This window comes from Enterobacter sp. BNK-8 (assembly GCF_048685095.1).
In the GTDB taxonomy this organism is placed as follows: domain Bacteria; phylum Pseudomonadota; class Gammaproteobacteria; order Enterobacterales; family Enterobacteriaceae; genus Enterobacter; species Enterobacter quasiroggenkampii.
On sequence record NZ_JBLQTN010000001.1, the window covers coordinates 2,907,306 to 2,925,848 of the forward strand.

Genomic DNA, 18,543 nt, shown 5'->3' on the forward strand with positions numbered 1-18,543 from the left:
GTATTCAACCACCACCAGGACATGTGTGCAACAACAGATAAAAAAGGGGAAAAAAAGCTGTTGCTACGGTAATATGTTGCCCTTTCATCAACAAACTGATTTTGATTTATGCCACAACATTCCCGCTACAGTGATGAACACGTTGAACAACTGCTCAGTGAGCTGGTCAACGTACTGGAAAAACATAAAACGCCGACCGATCTCTCCCTGATGGTTTTGGGAAATATGGTCACCAATCTGATTAACACCAGCGTTGCTCCGGCTCAGCGTCAGGCGATCGCAAAATCTTTCGCCCAGGCTTTACAGTCGTCCGTCAGCAACGACCCGGCCCATTAAGGGATACGAACAACAGTTTATGGTGACGAATCGTCAGCGCTACCGTGAAAAAGTCTCCCAGATGGTCAGCTGGGGGCACTGGTTTGCCCTGTTCAACATTCTGTTGGCGACGGTCATTGGCTGTCGTTATCTGTTTGTCGCAGACTGGCCAACAACGCTCACCGGGCGTATCTACTCCTGGATAAGCGTTGTCGGTCACTTTAGCTTTTTGGTTTTCGCCACCTATCTGCTGATCCTGTTCCCCTTGACGTTTATCGTCATGTCGCAGCGTCTGATGCGATTCTTGTCCGCTATCCTTGCGACGGTGGGGATGACGCTGCTGCTTATCGACAGTGAAGTGTTCACCCGCTTCCACCTGCATCTCAACCCCATCGTCTGGGAACTGGTGATTAACCCCGACCAGAACGAAACGGCCCGTGACTGGCAGCTGATGTTTATCAGCGTCCCGGTGATCCTGTTGATTGAGATGCTGTTTGCCACCTGGAGCTGGCAAAAACTGCGCAGCCTGACCCGGCGACGCCACTACGCGAAGCCCGTCGCCGCGCTCTTCTTCGTCTCCTTTATCAGTTCGCACATCATGTATATCTGGGCGGATGCGAACTTCTATCGCCCTATTACCATGCAGCGCGCGAACCTGCCGCTCTCGTACCCAATGACGGCACGTCGCTTCCTCGAAAAACATGGCCTGCTTGATGCGCAGGAGTACCAGCGACGTCTTATCGAGCAGGGTAACCCGGAAGCCGTCAGCGTGCAGTATCCGCTGAGCGACCTGCGCTATCGCGATATGGGCCGCGGGCAAAACGTCCTGCTGATCACCGTCGATGGCCTGAACTATTCCCGTTACGAGAAGCAGATGCCTGCGCTGGCCGATTTCGCGAGTCAAAACGTCACGTTTACTCAGCATATGAGCTCCGGTAACACAACCGACGCAGGCATCTTTGGCCTCTTCTATGGCATTTCAGCCGGATATATGGACGGCGTACTCTCTACCCGCACACCTGCGGCGCTGATCACCGGGCTGAATCAGCAGGGCTATCAGTTAGGGTTGTTCTCATCCGATGGCTTTAACAGCCCGCTCTACCGCCAGGCGCTGCTGTCTGATTTTTCACTGCCAGCGGCACAAAATCAGTCCGATGCGCAGACCGCCAGCCAATGGATAAACTGGCTCCAGCGCTATGCCCAGGAAGATAACCGCTGGTTCTCATGGGTTTCCTTTAACGGCACTACGCTTGCTAACAGCAATAAGAGTGATTTCGCGCGCCGCTACGGCCGCGCGGCGGGTGATGTTGATGCGCAGATTGGCCGCGTGCTTGACGCGCTACGTGAGTCCGGCAAGCTGGATAACACCGTGGTGATCGTGACCGCAGGCCATGGCGTCCCGTTAGGTGACGAGACGAAGAGCATGAGCTGGTCACGCCCGAACCTGCAGGTTCCGCTGGTCATCCACTGGCCGGGTACGCCGGCGCAGCGCATCAATATGCTCACCGAGCATAAAGATGTGATGACCACCCTGATGCAACGCTTGCTGCACGTCAGCACGCCTGCCAATGAGTATTCCCAGGGGCAGGATCTCTTCAGCGCCGCGCGCCGTCATAACTGGGTCACGGCTGCGGGGAATAATACGCTGGTGGTGACCACGCCGAAGCTGACGCTGGTGCTGAACAACAACGGGAATTATCAGACGTATAATCTGCAGGGTGAGCGGCTGAAAGACCAGAAACCGCAGCTGAGCCTGCTGCTGCAGGTCCTGACGGATGAGAAGCGCTTCGTCGCTAACTGATTAATAATAAACCAGTTAGCGACGGATTCCCTTGCATTCGAAACGGAATCGAGTAGTATTCTTTCTATGCGTCGGCACGTAGCGCAGCCTGGTAGCGCACCGTCATGGGGTGTCGGGGGTCGGAGGTTCAAATCCTCTCGTGCCGACCAAAAACACATTGAAAACCAGCCTCTTATGGCTGGTTTTTTTATTTCGCCTCGTCCGGCGTTTTGCGCAGGTACACCAGCGTAACCAGGCAAATCACCGCTCCGGCATAGAACGTATATTCTGCGCCAAACGTTTCCCAGATGACCCCGGCGCCCAGGCTGGCGACTAACAATCCCACGCCGCTGACCAGACTAAAAATGCCGTAAGCGGTACCGCGCAGATCCGCAGGCGCAGTTTTCGCAATCATTGCCGCCAGCAGCCCCTGCGTCATCCCCATATGCACTCCCCAAAGCGCAACGCCCAGAAGCATTCCAGCCCAGTGGGTGCTCAGCGCCAGCACAATATCTGCCCCAATCAGCATCACCAGGCCCCACTGCAGTAATCGGGTGTGGCTCATCCCGTCCGATAACTTGCCAAACGGATAGGCAGAGAGGAAATAGAGCAGATTCATGGCCACCATCACCAGCGGGATCAGCGCCAGCGCCACCCCCGACTGCTGTGCGCGCAGCACAAGAAAGGCTTCACTGAAACGTGCGAGCGTGAAGATGGCCCCCAGGCCAATGACCCACCAGCAGCCTTTCCCGAGACGCCTGAGGTTCTCTTTTTTGATGGGGTTCGTGCGTTTATGTTCGACGGGCGTTTTCGGCTCATGCAGGCCGAAGAAAAGCAGCGCCACGGCGAGCACGCCGGGGATCACCGCGATCCAGAAAATCGTGCGGAAATCATTGTTCCACAGCAGCATTAATCCTACGGCCAGCAGCGGCCCGAGAAATGCGCCGACGGTGTCCATCGACTGACGCAGCCCAAAGGCCGCGCCGCGAAGTTCCGCCGGCGTAACGTCAGCAACCAGCGCATCGCGCGGCGCTCCCCGTATCCCCTTCCCGACCCGGTCGATTAAGCGCGCCCCAAGGATCATGCCGGAAGAAGAGGCGATAGCGAACAACGGTTTACTCAATGCGCCAAGACCGTAGCCCAGAACCGCCAGTCCTTTACGCTTGCCCAGATAGTCACTGATGGCGCCGGAAAACACCTTGATAAACAGCGCCGTAGCCTCAGCCAGACCTTCAATCAAACCAATGAAAATAACGCTGGCGCCCAGCGTCGTCACCATAAACAGCGGCAGCAGGCTGTGAATAATCTCCGAGGAGATATCCATTAACATACTGACGCCGCCCACCACCCAGACTCCTTTCGGGATCCGGCTGAGCGTTGCAAACCGGGATAACATTGCGCATCTCCTGCTTCATGTTGAACTGTCTTGTTCGAAACAGAATATCCTGGAAATGCGAATAAAAATTATTAGACATAAAAAAAGCCACCCCGCAGGATGGCTTCGATATCGCAAATCGGCGTCTAGTGTATATCACGTCCGCCCAGGAAGAAAATGCCCAGCGGGATGGCCAGCAGCACAGTGAACACCAGGCTGTAGACAAAGATCATCGCCGATTGCAGGACATACATGCTGGTTGTCCAGGCAGAGAGAGGAATGTTGTACTGTTCGATGACGCCAACAATGGTGGCCCGCCCCACGCACGCGGCAGCAATCATAAACACAACCAGCAGCGCCAGGAGGAACTTGCGGCCTTCAGGCGTTTTCAGTTTTGCACGAACCATCTCTCTTCCCTTTTACAGATGAATAACATTATAGAGGGTCTAAAATAACACAAACGCCTGCCGGACTCCACGCCAGTACGAATCTCTACTTAAATGGCAAATATGTGGTTTATTACGCTATTCATATTGAAAATGTAAGTAAATAACACCAATCATTCATAGTTGATATGTTAACCTGTGCAGGATCGTTTTGACATAAAGGAATGACAATGAAAAACGCACCTAAATTTGCCATCGCACTCATCGCCGCCGCGTGTGTCAGCACCAGTGCTTTCGCCAGCGAAACCCCTAAAGAGCAGCCGCTGGAAAAAGTCGCCCCGTATCCGAAAGCGGATAAAGGGATGAAGCGTCAGGTGATCCAGCTGCCGGCACAGCAGGATGAAGCGAATTTCAAAGTAGAGCTGTTAATTGGCAAGACGCTGGAAGTGGATTGCAACCAGCATCGCCTGGGTGGTCAGCTGGAAAGCAAAACGCTGGAAGGCTGGGGTTACGACTACTACGTCTTTGATAAAGTGACCTCGCCGGTCTCCACCATGATGGCCTGCCCGGATGGCAAGAAAGAGAAGAAATTTGTGACAGCGTATCTGGGCGACAATAGCCTGCTGCGCTACAACAGCAAGTTGCCGATCGTGGTTTATACGCCTGAAAACGTGGAAGTGAAGTATCGCGTGTGGAAGGCTGAAGAGAAGATTGAGCAGGCTGTCGTACGTTGAAATTAAGTCGGGTGGCGGCTTCGCCTTACCCGACCTACAAAACAACACCGAACATAGGCCGGGTAGGCGTCAGCGCCACCCGGCTTTTTTACCTTACAGCGCGATATCCGCAACCGGTTTGTTTTCCGGCTGAGGCTTCAGCTCCGCTTTTGGCGCAGCATCCGCAGCCTGTGGTTTGATGTACTGCAGCTGCAGTACGCGGCTGGTGTATTCCAGCTCCTGCTCCGTCGCGCTCACGTTACCGTTCAGCTTCGTGCCGTAGGATGGAATAATGGTCTTCAGCTTCGCCTGCCATTCCGGACTGGCGACTTTATCTTTAAACACTTTTTCCATCAGGTGCAGCATGATTGGCGCAGCGGTAGATGCACCCGGTGACGCACCCAGCAGCGCGGCGATGGTGCCGTCCTTATCGCTCACCACTTCGGTGCCCAGACGCAGCACACCGCCCTCTTTCGGATCGCGCTTGATGATCTGTACGCGCTGACCCGCCTGCCACAGGCGCCAGTCATCTTTCTTCGCCTGCGGATAGTACTCTTTCAGCGCCTCGAAACGGTCGTCGTCAGAGAGCATCACCTGGCTAATCAGGTATTTCACCAGATCGAAGTTATCCAGCCCCACGTCCATCATCGGCTTGACGTTAGAGGTGGTGGTTGCGCTCAGCAGATCCCACAGGGAGCCGTTTTTCAGGAACTTCGTGGAGAAGGTCGCGAACGGTCCAAACAGCACCACGCGTTTGCCGTCAAGCATACGGGTGTCAATGTGCGGAACAGACATTGGCGGCGCGCCCACGGAAGCCTGACCGTACACTTTTGCCAGATGACGGTTCACCACTTCCGGGTTATCGGACACCAGGAACTGACCGCCGACCGGGAAGCCCGCGTAGTCGTCCGCTTCCGGAATGCCGGACTCCTGCAACAGCTTCAGCGCCGCGCCGCCCGCACCGATAAAGACAAACTTCGCCCTGATGACGTGCTCGGCTTCATTGTTTTTCAGATCGGCAACGGTCACGCTCCAGCTGTTATCCGCGTTGCGCTTGAAACCGCGCACTTCGGTGCTGAGCTGCAGGTTGAAGTTCTCTTTTTTCTTCAGAGACGTCACCAGCTGACGGGTAATTTCACCGTAGTTGACGTCGGTACCAATTTCGGTACGGGTCGCCGCCACTTTCTGGTTCGGGTCACGACCTTCCATGACCAGCGGAGCCCACTCTTTAATCTGCGCGTGGTCTTCAGAGTATTTCATCCCGCGGAACAGTGTGCTCTGCTGCAGTGCGGCGTAGCGCGCGCGCAGGAAGTTGACGTTCTGCTCGCCCCACACAAAGCTCATGTGCGGTACAGTATTGATAAAGGAGTGCGGGTCGTGCAGCACGCCGCTGTTGACCTGGTGAGACCAGAACTGACGAGAAACCTGGAACGCCTCGTTGATCTCTACCGCTTTCTCGATACTAATGGAACCGTCCTTTTTCTGCGGCGTATAGTTCAGTTCCATGAGTGCCGAATGGCCGGTACCGGCGTTGTTCCAGCCGTTCGAACTCTCCTGCGCCACGCCATCAAGGCGCTCGACCATGGTCATTGACCAGTCCGGCTGCAGTTCTTGCAGATAGGTTCCCAGCGTGGCGCTCATGATACCGCCACCGATTAAAAGGACGTCCGTTTCCTGCTCTTTTGGTGCGTCAGCTTTCGCCGCCATGGAGACGGTGTTAAGCCCCACGGCCAGAGAAAAGAGCATGGCAGTCATTTTTTTCATAATTTATGCCTTAGTGTAAAAGTGCTTGATGCGTGGAAATTGCAGGTGAAAAAAGCTGCGGGGGCACGGTAACAACTTTTAAATATTGTTTAAAGGTTACGAAATTATTGTAATTGTGAAATTTAATGATGGATTGTTTGTGAGGAATTATCGAAGCGTCTGGTAAAGGGCGGTTTAACGGGCTAGTATGTTGCGTTTTGTGATCGCGCGCACGGAAGCCTGCCCTAACCAGCGAAACGTTATGTCCCTACCCCATTCTCCTTTATCTCCCGAAAACCGTGTCGCCAGCGTGCTGCGTTCCCCTAAGCAGCTGACGCGTGAAACGCTGGCGGGCGTGATTACCGCCCTGGCGCTGATCCCCGAGGTCATCTCATTTTCCGTGGTGGCGGGCGTTGACCCGAAGGTCAGCCTGATCGCTTCCGTGGTGCTCTGTCTTGCCCTGTCCGTACTGGGCGGTCGCCCGGCGATGGTCACGGCCGCGGCCGGTTCCGTGGCGCTGGTTATTGGGCCCATGGTGCATCAGCACGGCGTACAGTACATTCTTCCCGCCGTGCTCATGGCTGGCGTGATTCAGATTCTGTTTGGCGTGCTGGGCATGGCAAGGCTGATGCGCTTTATTCCCCAGTCGGTCATGACCGGGTTTGTTAACGCCCTCGGGATATTGATTTTCTTTGCGCAGGTTCCCCATTTCTGGAGCCGAAGCCCGCTGATTGTGGGCCTGTTCGTGCTGACGGTACTGATCGTGCTGTGGGTGCCGCGCTATATCAAAAGCATCCCTTCCCCACTGATTGCGATTGTGCTGTTAACCTTGTTTACCGTTTCAACCGGGCAAAGCCTGCCGACCGTGGGCGATGAAGGCGCCATGAGCGGCGGCTTGCCGGGTCTTAGTGAACTTCTGGTCCCTCTCAATCTCCAGACGCTGAGCATAATCTGGCCGTGCGCGTTGAGCATCGCGTTTGTCGGCCTGCTGGAATCCCTGCTGACCGCAAAGCTGGTGGATGAGCTGACCGCGACGCCGTCAAGTAAACGCCGCGAAAGCATTGGATTAGGCGTCGGCAATATCCTGGCCGGATTTTACGGTGGTATTGCGGGCTGCGCGATGATCGGACAAACCATCGTTAACGTGGAGATGGGAAAAGGCCGAAGCCGCATTTCAACCTTCGCTGCGGGCATCGTGCTGCTGATCCTGGTGACGGCGCTCAGCGACGTGATGGCCAACATCCCGATGGCGGTGCTGGCGGGCATTATGGCGATCGTCGCCGTCAAAACCTTCAGCTGGCACAGCCTTCAGCCGGCCACGCTGAAAACGGCTCCGATTGCAGAAACGGTCGTCATGCTGGTGACCGTTGCCGCCACGGTATCAACCGGCAATCTGGCGATTGGCGTGCTGGGCGGGATTATCGTCATGGTGCTGCTTCCCGCCCGCATTAAGCGTCGGCTTAAAGCAGAAAAATCGTCGCCAGCCCAAGAAAAATAAAGAAACCGCCGGTATCGGTGATGGCGGTGATCATCACGCTCGACCCCACCGCGGGGTCGCGACCCAGTTTGGTCATGGTCAACGGGATAATAACGCCCATCATCGATGCCACCAGCAGGTTCAGCACCATCGCCAGCATCATCACCCCACCCAGCGCCATATCGTCATACAACCACCAGGTGATGCCCCCCATAATCCCGCCCCAGACCAGGCCGTTGATCAGCGCCACCCCCATCTCTCTGAAGATCAGAAAGACGAAGTTGCCGGGCTGAATATTCTCCAGCGCCAGCGCGCGAACGATCATCGTGATAGTCTGATTGCCAGTATTCCCGCCTATTCCGGCCACAATCGGCATCAGCGAGGCCAGCGCCACCAGCTGCGAAATGGTGTGTTCGAAACCGTCAATCACGCGGGAGGCGATAAACGCGGTACACAGGTTAATGGCCAGCCACGCCCAGCGCGTTTTCACCGCCTTGCCGACGGAGGCATGGACGTCATCTCCCGCACTGATCCCCCCCAGCGCACGCAGGTCGTTGTCGGTTTCTTCATAAACGACGTCAACGATCTCGTCGATGGTCAGACGCCCCATCAGTTTGCCGACGGAGTCCACGACGGCGGCACTCACGAGGTCGTCACGTTCGAAGGTACGCGCCGCTTTCTCCGCATCGTCCTCCGGGGAGAAGACCATCGGCTCGTTTTCCATCACCTCGCTCACCTTCCGCTGGGTGCTGTTGAGCAGGATGGTTTTCAGCTCCAGCTCGCCGAGCAGGGTTTTATCCCGGGAGGTGACAAACAGCTTATCGGTGTTATCCGGCATTTTGCCCAGGCGACGCAGATAGCGCTGCACGGTGCCGAGCGTCACGTCCGGACGCACCGTGATCACGCCGAACTCCATAATCGCGCCGACGCTGTTTTTCTCGTAGTGCATCACCTGACGCACGCGCGCGCGTTCATCGGCAGGCAGTGACGCCAGCAGACGGCCGGTCAGGTTTCGCGGCAGGTGCTGAACCAGGTAAATCTGCTCGTCGATATCCAGGGTTTGCAGAGCGTCGAGAATATCCCGGTCGCTCATCTCGTCGATCAGGTCGTCCCAGACGTTTTCTGAGGCCTCAAGCAGCACCTGTCCGCGCTCGTGATCCTGCACCAGCCGCCACAGGGCGTGACGTTCTTCCGAGGGAAGCGCTTCCAGGGTATCCGCCAGATCCGGCGGGGGTAAGTGAGCAACCAGCGCACCTACCTCAGCAATATCGTCGGCTAAAGTGCCGACATCATATTGCTCAGCCAGGGTCAGTTTGCCTAATAGCGTAGAGGTGACCGCTTTATCGGTCGTGAGAAGCCAGATCAGTCGCGCACGTTCCTGGTCACGCTGTCTGGCGCTGTTTTTCTTTAATACCGACATCAATCATAAATCCATGAAATAAGTTGGTATTAAGCATAGCGCGAGGATATGTAAATAAGAATAAACAACGGGGCGGGATGGAGAAAAAATCGGCATTACGGCTACGATCTATCCCCTCTCCCTGTGGGAGAGGGTTAGGGTGAGGGCATCAGGCCGTGCGCGCCACCGCGTCACGCGAGGCTGCATCGCGCTCTTCACCGGTCAGCTCGCTCAGCCTGCCGTCGCGCATCTCCAGCAGACGGTCGGCATGAATAAAGTAATGATCGTCGTGGCTGATGGCGAAAATGGTTTTACCCATCTGCTGCATCAGCGGCAGCAGCACCTGATAAAACTCGCGGCGGAAGTGCGGGTCCTGATCCGCCGCCCACTCATCCAGCAGAATGATGTCACGCTCTTCCGCCAGCGCCAGCAGCAGCGCCACGCGCTTTTTCTGCCCTTTGGAAAGCTTCAGATTGAGAATTTTACCGTCCTGAAGTTCCAGCTTGTGGGACATCTGCAACTGCGCAAGCCATTTTTCCACCAGCGCAGGATTGGCCTGCTGCCCTTCCGGACCCAGCAGTTGCTCAAACAGCCAGACGTCGGTGAACACCGCCGAGAATAGCTTGCGGTAATCCTCGGGCTTCTCCGCGCTCAGCGCTCTGCCATCCAGTAAAATCTCGCCCGACTGCGGCTGATAAAGCCCGGTGAGCAGCATCGCCAGCGTCGATTTACCGCTGCCGTTACCGCCAATCAGGAACAGCAGCTCGCCGCGGCGGATCGTCAGGTTGACCGGCCCCACGGAGAAGGCGCTGTCCTGATAGCGGAACGTGACGTTACGCAGCTCCAGCGTCTGCCAGTCAGGGAAGGCTTGCGGGCGCGGGAATTCGGCTTTAAACGGCGCGAGATCGAATTTGTTGAGCTTATTAAAGGCCACCTGCGCACTCAGTAAGGTGGGCAACGCGCCGACCGCCGAGAGCAGCGGCGTGCGCAAAAACAGCAGTGTCAGCGAGTAGGTTGCCGCGACGTTGGTGTCCGCCCAGCCCAGGCTGTTCGCCATCCAGAATACCAGGCCAATGGCGCCCAGCATCATAATGTTTGACCAGTTCACCGCGCTCAGGTGGAAGGTATCGGCGCGAATGATGTGATGCCGGTACTCGCGCGCGTCCGGAATATAGAGATGGTTAAAGATATACTCGGCGCGCTCGCGGTTCAGGGTGAGTTCTTTGCGCCCTTCCAGTACCGTCTGGTAGTCGTTATAGAGCTTATCTTCGGTTTCGCGCAGCACCGCCATGTGTTTATAGACGCGTGACACCAGGACAAAACCGCCCCAGATGGTGATGGCGATCCACAGCGCAGTCACCGCCAGCATTTTGCTGGAGAGCCAGGCGAGATAGGCCGCCGAGCCAAAGGTCAGAATGATCCCCTGCACCAGCTCGGGCAGACGAACGAACGCGATGGTAATGGCGCGTACGTCGCTGGTCAGCCCCGCCAGCAGGGAGGCGCTGCCGAGCTGCTCAACGCGCTCGACCTGGGTGTCCAGGATCCGCTTGATAAACTCACTGCGCAAACGAAAAACGAAATGGTGGCCGAGCGCGGTCAGCGCCAACTGGGAGCCGAGCGTAACCGCCATCAGCAGCAGCAGTAGGCCAAGAAACTCCGGCAATACGGAGAGCGAGGTGTCGACCATTTCAATCAACCGCACGTTAATAAACGCGATCAGGCCAATACCCAGTGCGGCGCTGGCCAGGCTTAACGCCATAACGGCGATGAAGGGCCAGCGGTACTGACGCCAGACGAGGAGAAGTAGTTGCATGCAGGCAATCCGGACAATAAAAATCAGCGAGCAGTGTAAACTGCCCTGCGCGGACATCAAGAATAATTCTTATTTTAGTTTACGCATCCCCGCCTGACGGAAGGTCAGATTAAAGCGGTACTCCCCCGTGAGGGGGTGGACGCCGGGTTTCAGCGGCTGAATGCCGTGATAATAAAGCCGCGATTCCCTGCCCCACACCACCACATCGCCATGTTCCAGCATAATGCGTTTGAGCGGATCGTTGCGGCGTAATCCCCCAAACTGAAAGACGGCAGGCAGGCCTAACGATACCGAAACGATAGGCGCGCGCAGATCGGGCTCATCCTTGTCCTGATGCAGCGAGAGCTTCGCACCGACGGCGTAGCGGTTAATCAGACAGGCATCAGGACGAAAATCCGGATAATCCGCCGCCACGGCAGCCTCGTGACAAAGTGCCTGAAAAACCGCAGGCATGGGAGGCCAGGGCCGGTCGGTCGTGGGATCGTTTGGAGCATACACATACCCACGTTCGTTTGTCGCCCAGCCCAGTTCGCCGCAGTTGGCCATGGCCACCGACATGGTGTAGCCGCCCGGCGTCACCATATGGCGAAACGGTGAAACCGCCGTGACCTCTTCAATACCGGCAAGCAATGCCTCCGCACGGGAGAGAGCAAAGCGGCGCAGGATCACCGCCCCTGGCGCAAGCGGTTCCTGCCAGGGTTCAGCATCCGCAAAAAGATCGAGCATTATTCCTCCCGGCGTTTCGCCTCACGTTTCAGTAATAGCGCTTTTCGCGCCGTCCCCCAGCGATAGCCCGACAGCGCACCGTCGTTGCGAACCACCCGATGACAGGGGATCACAATTGCCAGCGTGTTTGCCGCACAGGCGCCTGCTACGGCGCGTACCGCACCGGGTTGACCAATCGCCTGCGCCACCTGCTGGTAGCTTGCCGTTTCGCCGCAGGGAATAGTGCGAAGGGCCTGCCAGACGCGCTGCTGGAACGCGGTACCGCGAATATCCAGCGGCAGCGCAAGCGGTACGTCGCGGTTATCAATACTGGCAATGACCTGGTGGATCCGCTGCACAAAGGTGTCGTCCAGCGGCGCGTGCATAGCTTTTGGAAATTGCGTGGCAAGCTCTGCGGTGACTTCCGCATCGGTGTCACCCAGCAGAATCGCGCAGATCCCCCGCTCGCTTTCGGCGACCAGACAGCGTCCTAGCGAACAGTCATGGATGGCATACCGCACGGCCACCTCTCCTTTACGGTACTGCTTCGCCGTCATGCCCAACGCATCGTTGGCTTTACGATAATAGCTGCTGCTGTCGGGAAATCCCGCCGCCAGCACGGCATCGGTAATTTTGTCTCCCTGCGCAAGCGCGGTGCGCAGACGCTGACCCCGCGCCGCCTGCTGCCAGGCTTTGGGCGTCATGCCGGTCATCGACTTAAACAGGCGGTGGAAATGGAAAGGGCTCATGGCAACCTGCTCCGCCAGTCTCTCCAGGGTTAACGCGGGATCCTGCTCCAGAAGCCGGCAGGCATGTTCCACTTTTGCCAGCTTCTGCGCCTGCGGATCGCGTTTGTCCGGCATGCAGCGCTTGCACGGACGAAAGCCCGCCTGAGCGGCGTGCCGGGCATCGGGATAAAAACGGACATTTTTACGCAGCGCGTGGCGGGCACGGCATGACGGGCGGCAGAAAATGCCCGTCGTCTGCACGGCGAAGACAAACTGATCGTCTGCGAGCGGATCGCGGGCCAGCACGGCCTGCCAGCGATCCTCATCGGTCATTAAGGTTGGGTTTTTCATGATCGGCTCCTCGTATAAGCATACATAGAGCGTGCCTGAGCGCCACCGATAAAAAACCCGCAACCTTGCTTTTTAATTTTTGTCGCTGACCAGGAAACTGTTGAACTGCGGCGAGCTCCAGGTTTTGAACCCGTCGCCCTCTTTGGTGATCATATAAACCGCCAGCCCTTCCTGACGGACCACCTCTTTGGCTTTTTCCGGGCCGAGAACCATTAATCCGGTATCCCAGGCATCCGCTTCCAGCGCGGTGGGGGCAATGACCGTTACCGAGACCAGGTTATGCGTGATGGGGCGTCCGGTCTGCGGATCAATCACGTGCGAAATACGCTTCCCGTCAAGCTCGTAATAGTTGCGATAGCTTCCGGAGGTGCTGATGCCATGTCCGTTGATATCCACTATCGCCTGCACGGCATTTTGCCGATCGGTCGGTTTTTGAATCGCTACGCGCCACGGCTTATCGCTGGCGTTCATACCCCGACTGACCAACGCGCCGCCCACCGAGACCAGATAACGGGAAATCCCTTCCTGCGCCATCAGTGCAGCAAGATGATCCGCCGCATAGCCTTCCCCGACCGTTGACAGATCGACAAACAGATCGGGGATATCTTTTTGCAGGTACTGCTGCCCGTACTGGTTGATCACGGTCAGATGCTGTAGCCCTGTCCGGGCGCGGGCGTCATCAATGGCCGCCTGTTCGGGCGTCTTCACCGGCTGTTTATTGGGGCCAAATCCCCAGAGGTTCACCAGAGGACCGACGGTCACATCCATCGCCCCGTTGGTTTTATAACCCACGCGCATTGCCTCGGTCACGATATCGGCCATCGCCTCGCTCACCGGCCACAGAGAGGTGCTGGTCGAGAGGTTAAAGCGCATCAGCGCCGAGTCATTTTTATAGGTCGACAGCAGCTGATCGTCGGCGTCCAGCTGCGACTGGATTTTGCCGCGAAGTTCATCCGTGCGTGTTTTATCGAGGTTCATCACGCTGACGCGCCAGAAGGTGCCCATCGTTTTACCTTCGAGCACCGTCGCGGCAGGTGCATCGGTTTTCGCCACGGTCGCGGGATCGTTACACGCGGTCAGGAAAAAAAGCATAGCCAGAAAGCTGGCGCGTAAAAAAGTCATGTCCATTCATTATTATCCTCATGCCAGGGCGGCAAGAGTACACCAAAACAGGGTCGTTGTGAGAATGCAGCAAGCACAAAAAAGGGGGCCATCAGGCCCCCTTACGTCACACGTTAACGCGATTAGAACTGGTAAACCAGGCCCAGCGCGACGATATCGTCAGTACCGATACCCGCCTGACGGGTGAAGTCATTTTCATCAACCAGGTTGATTTTGTAATCCACGTAGGTGGACATGTTTTTGTTGAAGTAGTAAGTCGCACCCACATCAACATATTTCAGCAGATCCTGATCGCCGTAACCTTCGATGTCTTTGCCTTTAGACTGCAGGTAAGCCACGGATGGACGCAGGCCGAAGTCGAACTGGTACTGAGCAACCACTTCGAAGTTCTGCGCTTTGTTGGCCCAACCCAGATCGCCTGCGCGAGTCGCGTTGTAGGTCTGAGTATACTGAGCAGCCAGGTAGATGTTGTTCGCGTCGTATTTCAGACCGCCGGTATAGGTTTCAGCGCGGTCGCCAGTACCGAAGCCCATGTCGTTCTGGGAACTGGTGCGCTTAGAGCTGGACACGGCAGTACCAATACCGAAGCCTTCGCCCAGGTTATAAGTGATAGAACCGCCAACGCCATCACCGTTCTGACGCAGTGCTTCACGACCGTTGTTGGTCTGGTCTTCACCGCTTACGCTACCGTTTTTACCTTGATACTGAACAGCAAAGTTCAGGCCATCAACCAGGCCGAAGAAATCGCTGTTACGATAGGTCGCAAAGCCGTTACCACGCTGCTGCATGAAGTTGTCAGAACCGTAGGTGTCACCGCCGAATTCTGGCAGAACGTCGGTCCAGGAAGTTACATCGTAAACTACGCCGTAGTTACGACCGTAGTCGAAAGAACCCGCGTCACCAAATTTCAGACCGGCAAACGCCACACGGGTCCAGGCGTTGTTTTCATTCTCACCTGAGTTACCCTGAATCTGGTATTCCCACTGGCCGTAACCGGTCAGCTGATCGTTAACCTGGGTTTCGCCTTTGAAGCCAAGACGCATGTAGGTCTGGTCGCCATCAGCGCTGTCGTCATCGGAGAAATAGTGCAGACCATCAACTTTACCGTACAGATCTAATTTGTTGCCATCTTTGTTATAAATTTCGGCCGCATTTGCTGCGCCTGCCACCAGGAGTGCTGGTACCAGGAGGGACAGTACTTTAACTTTCATTTTATTAACCCTCTGTTATATGCCTTATAATTGCCACTGCTTACTGGTTAACCCTCATTAACCAGTCGGCAATTTCATTCTCCGCAAAATTACAGAATAATCCAACGCGAATATGATACGAAAACTTTGAAGATGTTTCATTTATCCATCAACATGTTTCAAAATGTAAATATCAAGGAACTTTTACAAAGCACAAATAGCTTAGAAATTTAGCACTTATAATCAAAAGGAAAAACATACCAATAATAATCAATAAGTTATAATAAAAATCGTTACAGCACTGAATGACAAAACAAGATCTCACCTAATCTCTAAAATATCTCTCGCTATCATCATTAACTTTATTTATTACCGTCATTCAGTTTTGAATGTCTGTTTATCCCTAATTGAGCCGGATGCTTCGCATTCGGTTTTTTTTTACCTTTCTTTACGTAACTTCTCGTTTTTTGTGCTACCGCACCGAAATTGTAACGACTATTAACTAAATTCTCATCGGCCAACCTTCGCGAACACACAATTGATGTAAAACTTAATTTCTTGTTAATTCGTGCTATTTGCTGGCTAAGCGCACTTATTATTTGTACGCGCACGGCGTGTTTGTACATGTTTACTGCGCCGCCCGCCGCCGATATTGTCCGTGGAAAAAGTCGCCTTTTCCCGGACAGTGGCGCTGGAAATTCAGTTATTACCCTTTATACTGCCCTATCGCCACAGAGCATGACCATGACGGGTTAAAGATATCAATGAGTCAGACTGAAACCACCGCCCCGAGCAAATTCTCCCTCCTCCCCGGGAGCATCACCCGTTTCTTTCTTCTTTTGATCGTTGTGCTGTTAGTGACCATGGGGGTGATGGTACAAAGCGCGGTTAATGCCTGGCTGAAGGACAAGAGCTATCAGGTCGTCGATATCACCCACGCCGTGCATAAGCGCATCGATACCTGGCGCTACGCCACCTGGCAGATTTACGACAATATTGCAGCTGCACCGGCCTCCTCATCCGGAGATGGACTTCAGGAGACACGGCTTAAGCAGGATGTCTATTACCTCGAAAAACCGCAGCGTAAGACTGAGGCGCTTATTTTTGGCTCTCACGACAGCGCGACGCTTGAGATGACGCAGCGTATTTCGACCTATCTGGATACCCTCTGGGGTGCCGAAACGGTGCCATGGTCGATGTACTATCTGAACGGTCAGGACAACAGCATGATCCTGATCTCAACGCTGCCGTTAAAAGATCTCTCTTCCGGGTTTAAAGAGACCACCGTGGGCAGCATCGTCGATTCCCGCCGGGCAGAGATGCTGCAGCAGGCGAACGCCCTTGATGAACGTGAGAGCTTCTCTTCCCTGCGCCGCCTGGCCTGGCAAAACGGTCATTATTTTACTCTGCGCACCACCTTCAACCAGCCAGGACATCTGGCGACGGTGGTCGCCTTCGATTTACCCATTAATGATTTAATCCCGCCGGACATGCCGCTCGATAGCTTCCGTCTGGAGCCCGACAGCAGCACCCAGAACATGCGTGCGGCGTCTGACAAAGAGGCCGCAGAGAGCGTATCGATCTCCTTTAACGGTTCAAAAATCGAAATTGCCTCATCCCTGAACTCGACCGGTATGCGCCTAGTGTGGCAGGTGCCGTTTGGCACGCTGTTACTCGACACGCTGCAAAATATCCTGCTGCCTCTGCTGCTGAATATCGGTCTGCTGGCGCTGGCGCTGTTTGGCTACAGCACCTTCCGCTTCCAGTCGGGACGTCAGAGCGACGCCGCGGCGGTCCCGGCCGGTACCAGCAATGAGCTGCGCGTATTACGCGCGCTGAATGAAGAGATTGTTTCCGTGCTGCCGCTTGGGGTCTTAGTTCACGATCAGGAAGCAAATCGTACGGTAATGAGCAATAAAATTGCCGACCATCTGCTGCCGCATCTTAACCTGCAGAACATCACCACCATGGCGGATCAGCACCAGGGGGTGATTCAGGCCACCATCAACAATGAACTGTACGAGATCCGCCAGTTCCGCAGCCAGGTGGCTTCACGTACGCAAATCTTCATCATCCGCGATCAGGATCGCGAAGTGCTGGTGAATAAAAAGCTCAAGCAGGCGCAAAGACTTTATGAGAAAAACCAGCAGGGGCGCGCCGCATTTATGCAGAACATTGGCGATGCCTTCAAGCAGCCGTTAAAAACGCTGGCGACCCAGGCGGCGGCGTTAAATACGTCAGAAAGCCACCAGCTTGCCTGTCAGGCCGACTCGCTGGTTAGAATGGTTGATGAGATCCAGCTGGCGAACATGCTGGAGAATGATTTCTGGAAGGGAACCCCCACCCTCTTCTCCATTCAGGATCTGATCGATGAAGTGGTTCCGGAAGTCCTGCCCGTGATTAAGCGCAAAGGGCTGCAGCTGCTGATCAATAACAATCTCCCGGCAAATGATGAACGCCACGGCGATCGTGAAGCGCTGCGCCGCATACTGTTGATGATTATTCAGTACGCGGTAACCACCACGCAGATCGGCAAGATCACCCTCGAAGTCAGTACGGAGGAGTCGGCAGAAGACCGCCTGACGTTCCGCATCCTGGACACCGGGGAAGGCGTCACCACGAGTGAAATTGATAATCTGCACTTCCCGTTCCTGAATGACACGCAAAGCGATCGCTACGGCAAGGCAAATGCCCTTACCTTCTGGCTGTGCGATCAGCTGGCGCGTAAGCTCGGCGGCCATCTCAATATCAAGGCCCGTGAATCTCTCGGCACCCGCTATTCTCTGCACGTGAAAATGGCGGCCAATCCGCAGGAAGAAGATGAAGAGCGTCTGCTGGATGATGTCGTGGTGATGGTCGATGTTACGTCGAACGAGATCCGCAATATTGTCGTTCGTCAGTTAGAAAACTGGGGTGCGGCCTGCATCACCCCGGATGAAAGACTTGCAAGTCAAGAATTTGATCTGTTTTTAACTGATAATCCGTCTAATCTTACTGCCTCCGGCTTGCTTTTAAGCGATGATGAGTCAGGCGTGCGGAAAATCGGCCCTGGCCAGCTGCGCGTCAACTTTAATATAAGCAATGCGATGCAGGAAGCTGTACTACAACTAATAGAAGAGCAGCTGGCGCAGGAAGAGATAGCGGAATCACCGTTAGGCGGTAATGAAAATGCCGAGCTTCACGCCAGCGGATACTATTCACTCTTTGTTGATACAGTACCAGATGATGTTAAGCGGTTGTATACTGAGTCCGCTGCGAATGATTTTGCAGCGCTGGCACAGACAGCACACCGGCTTAAAGGGGTGTTTGCCATGCTTAATCTGGTTCCCGGCAAGCAGTTATGTGAAACGCTGGAACATCTAATTCGTGAGAAAGATGCCTCTGGCATTGAAAAATACATCAGCGACATTGACGCCTACGTCAAAAGCTTGCTGTAGCAAGGTAGC

At 55.2% G+C, this 18,543-nt stretch carries 14 protein-coding genes and 1 tRNA gene; 6 read left to right on the top strand and 9 right to left on the bottom strand.

What is annotated here, in order from left to right:
• Positions 1–108: 108 nt before the first annotated feature.
• From ACMGGU_RS14080 to ACMGGU_RS14090, 3 genes are all read left to right on the top strand, one after another.
• Positions 109–336: a YejL family protein gene (locus ACMGGU_RS14080; RefSeq protein ID WP_008500958.1), complete on the top strand. Its 228-nt coding sequence runs from the start codon at positions 109–111 to the stop codon at positions 334–336.
• A 19-nt stretch (positions 337–355) separates the two neighbouring features.
• Positions 356–2,116 carry an LPS biosynthesis-modulating metalloenzyme YejM gene (gene yejM, locus ACMGGU_RS14085; RefSeq protein ID WP_048028179.1) on the top strand — a complete coding sequence of 587 codons (1,761 nt, stop codon included), beginning with the start codon at positions 356–358 and terminating at the stop codon, positions 2,114–2,116.
• A 72-nt stretch (positions 2,117–2,188) separates the two neighbouring features.
• A tRNA-Pro gene (locus tag ACMGGU_RS14090) sits at positions 2,189–2,265 on the top strand.
• Between the two features lie 38 nt (positions 2,266–2,303).
• Here the strand turns inward: ACMGGU_RS14090 and ACMGGU_RS14095 are convergent.
• Both ACMGGU_RS14095 and ACMGGU_RS14100 read right to left on the bottom strand, forming a co-directional pair.
• Positions 2,304–3,491 (bottom strand): MFS transporter, encoded by a 1,188-nt coding sequence (locus tag ACMGGU_RS14095; RefSeq protein WP_420300667.1) that lies wholly within the window; start codon positions 3,489–3,491, stop codon positions 2,304–2,306.
• Positions 3,492–3,616: 125 nt separating this feature from the next.
• The gene (locus ACMGGU_RS14100; protein ID WP_420300668.1) at positions 3,617–3,877 is read right to left on the bottom strand and encodes a DUF2534 family protein; all 261 of its coding nucleotides are present in this window, start codon (positions 3,875–3,877) and stop codon (positions 3,617–3,619) included.
• A gap of 209 nt (positions 3,878–4,086) precedes the next feature.
• Here ACMGGU_RS14100 and eco point away from each other — a divergent pair, with 209 nt between their 5' ends.
• On the top strand, positions 4,087–4,590 hold the full coding sequence (eco, locus tag ACMGGU_RS14105) for a serine protease inhibitor ecotin (RefSeq protein WP_045351839.1): 504 nt from the start codon (positions 4,087–4,089) through the stop codon (positions 4,588–4,590).
• A gap of 93 nt (positions 4,591–4,683) precedes the next feature.
• Here eco and mqo read toward each other — a convergent pair whose 3' ends face one another.
• Positions 4,684–6,333: a malate dehydrogenase (quinone) gene (mqo, locus tag ACMGGU_RS14110; RefSeq protein WP_420300669.1), complete on the bottom strand. Its 1,650-nt coding sequence runs from the start codon at positions 6,331–6,333 to the stop codon at positions 4,684–4,686.
• A 187-nt stretch (positions 6,334–6,520) separates the two neighbouring features.
• Between mqo and ACMGGU_RS14115 the strand changes: the two genes are divergently transcribed.
• Entirely contained in the window at positions 6,521–7,810 is a 1,290-nt protein-coding gene (locus tag ACMGGU_RS14115) for a SulP family inorganic anion transporter (protein ID WP_196351919.1), read from the top strand.
• On the opposite strand, the gene mgtE is transcribed toward ACMGGU_RS14115, so the two are convergent.
• From mgtE to ACMGGU_RS14145, 6 genes are all read right to left on the bottom strand, one after another.
• Positions 7,773–9,209, bottom strand: a complete 1,437-nt coding sequence (gene mgtE, locus ACMGGU_RS14120) for a magnesium transporter (protein ID WP_420300670.1) — start codon at positions 9,207–9,209, stop codon at positions 7,773–7,775. The genes ACMGGU_RS14115 and mgtE overlap by 38 nt on opposite strands.
• Positions 9,210–9,357: 148 nt before the next feature.
• Positions 9,358–11,001: a multidrug ABC transporter permease/ATP-binding protein gene (locus ACMGGU_RS14125; protein WP_045908765.1), complete on the bottom strand. Its 1,644-nt coding sequence runs from the start codon at positions 10,999–11,001 to the stop codon at positions 9,358–9,360.
• 69 nt (positions 11,002–11,070) lie between these two features.
• On the bottom strand, positions 11,071–11,727 hold the full coding sequence (alkB, locus tag ACMGGU_RS14130; protein WP_063622154.1) for a DNA oxidative demethylase AlkB: 657 nt from the start codon (positions 11,725–11,727) through the stop codon (positions 11,071–11,073).
• On the bottom strand, positions 11,727–12,785 hold the full coding sequence (ada, locus tag ACMGGU_RS14135; RefSeq protein ID WP_420300671.1) for a bifunctional DNA-binding transcriptional regulator/O6-methylguanine-DNA methyltransferase Ada: 1,059 nt from the start codon (positions 12,783–12,785) through the stop codon (positions 11,727–11,729). The genes alkB and ada overlap by 1 nt, the downstream gene beginning before the upstream one ends.
• 72 nt (positions 12,786–12,857) lie before the next feature.
• The gene (gene apbE / locus ACMGGU_RS14140) at positions 12,858–13,913 is read right to left on the bottom strand and encodes an FAD:protein FMN transferase ApbE (RefSeq protein ID WP_045908705.1); all 1,056 of its coding nucleotides are present in this window, start codon (positions 13,911–13,913) and stop codon (positions 12,858–12,860) included.
• Between the two features lie 116 nt (positions 13,914–14,029).
• Positions 14,030–15,118: a porin OmpC gene (locus ACMGGU_RS14145; protein ID WP_032663173.1), complete on the bottom strand. Its 1,089-nt coding sequence runs from the start codon at positions 15,116–15,118 to the stop codon at positions 14,030–14,032.
• 743 nt (positions 15,119–15,861) lie between these two features.
• On the opposite strand from ACMGGU_RS14145, the gene rcsD reads away from it, so the two are divergent.
• Positions 15,862–18,534, top strand: a complete 2,673-nt coding sequence (rcsD, locus tag ACMGGU_RS14150) for a phosphotransferase RcsD (RefSeq protein ID WP_045908706.1) — start codon at positions 15,862–15,864, stop codon at positions 18,532–18,534.
• Positions 18,535–18,543: the final 9 nt, after the last annotated feature.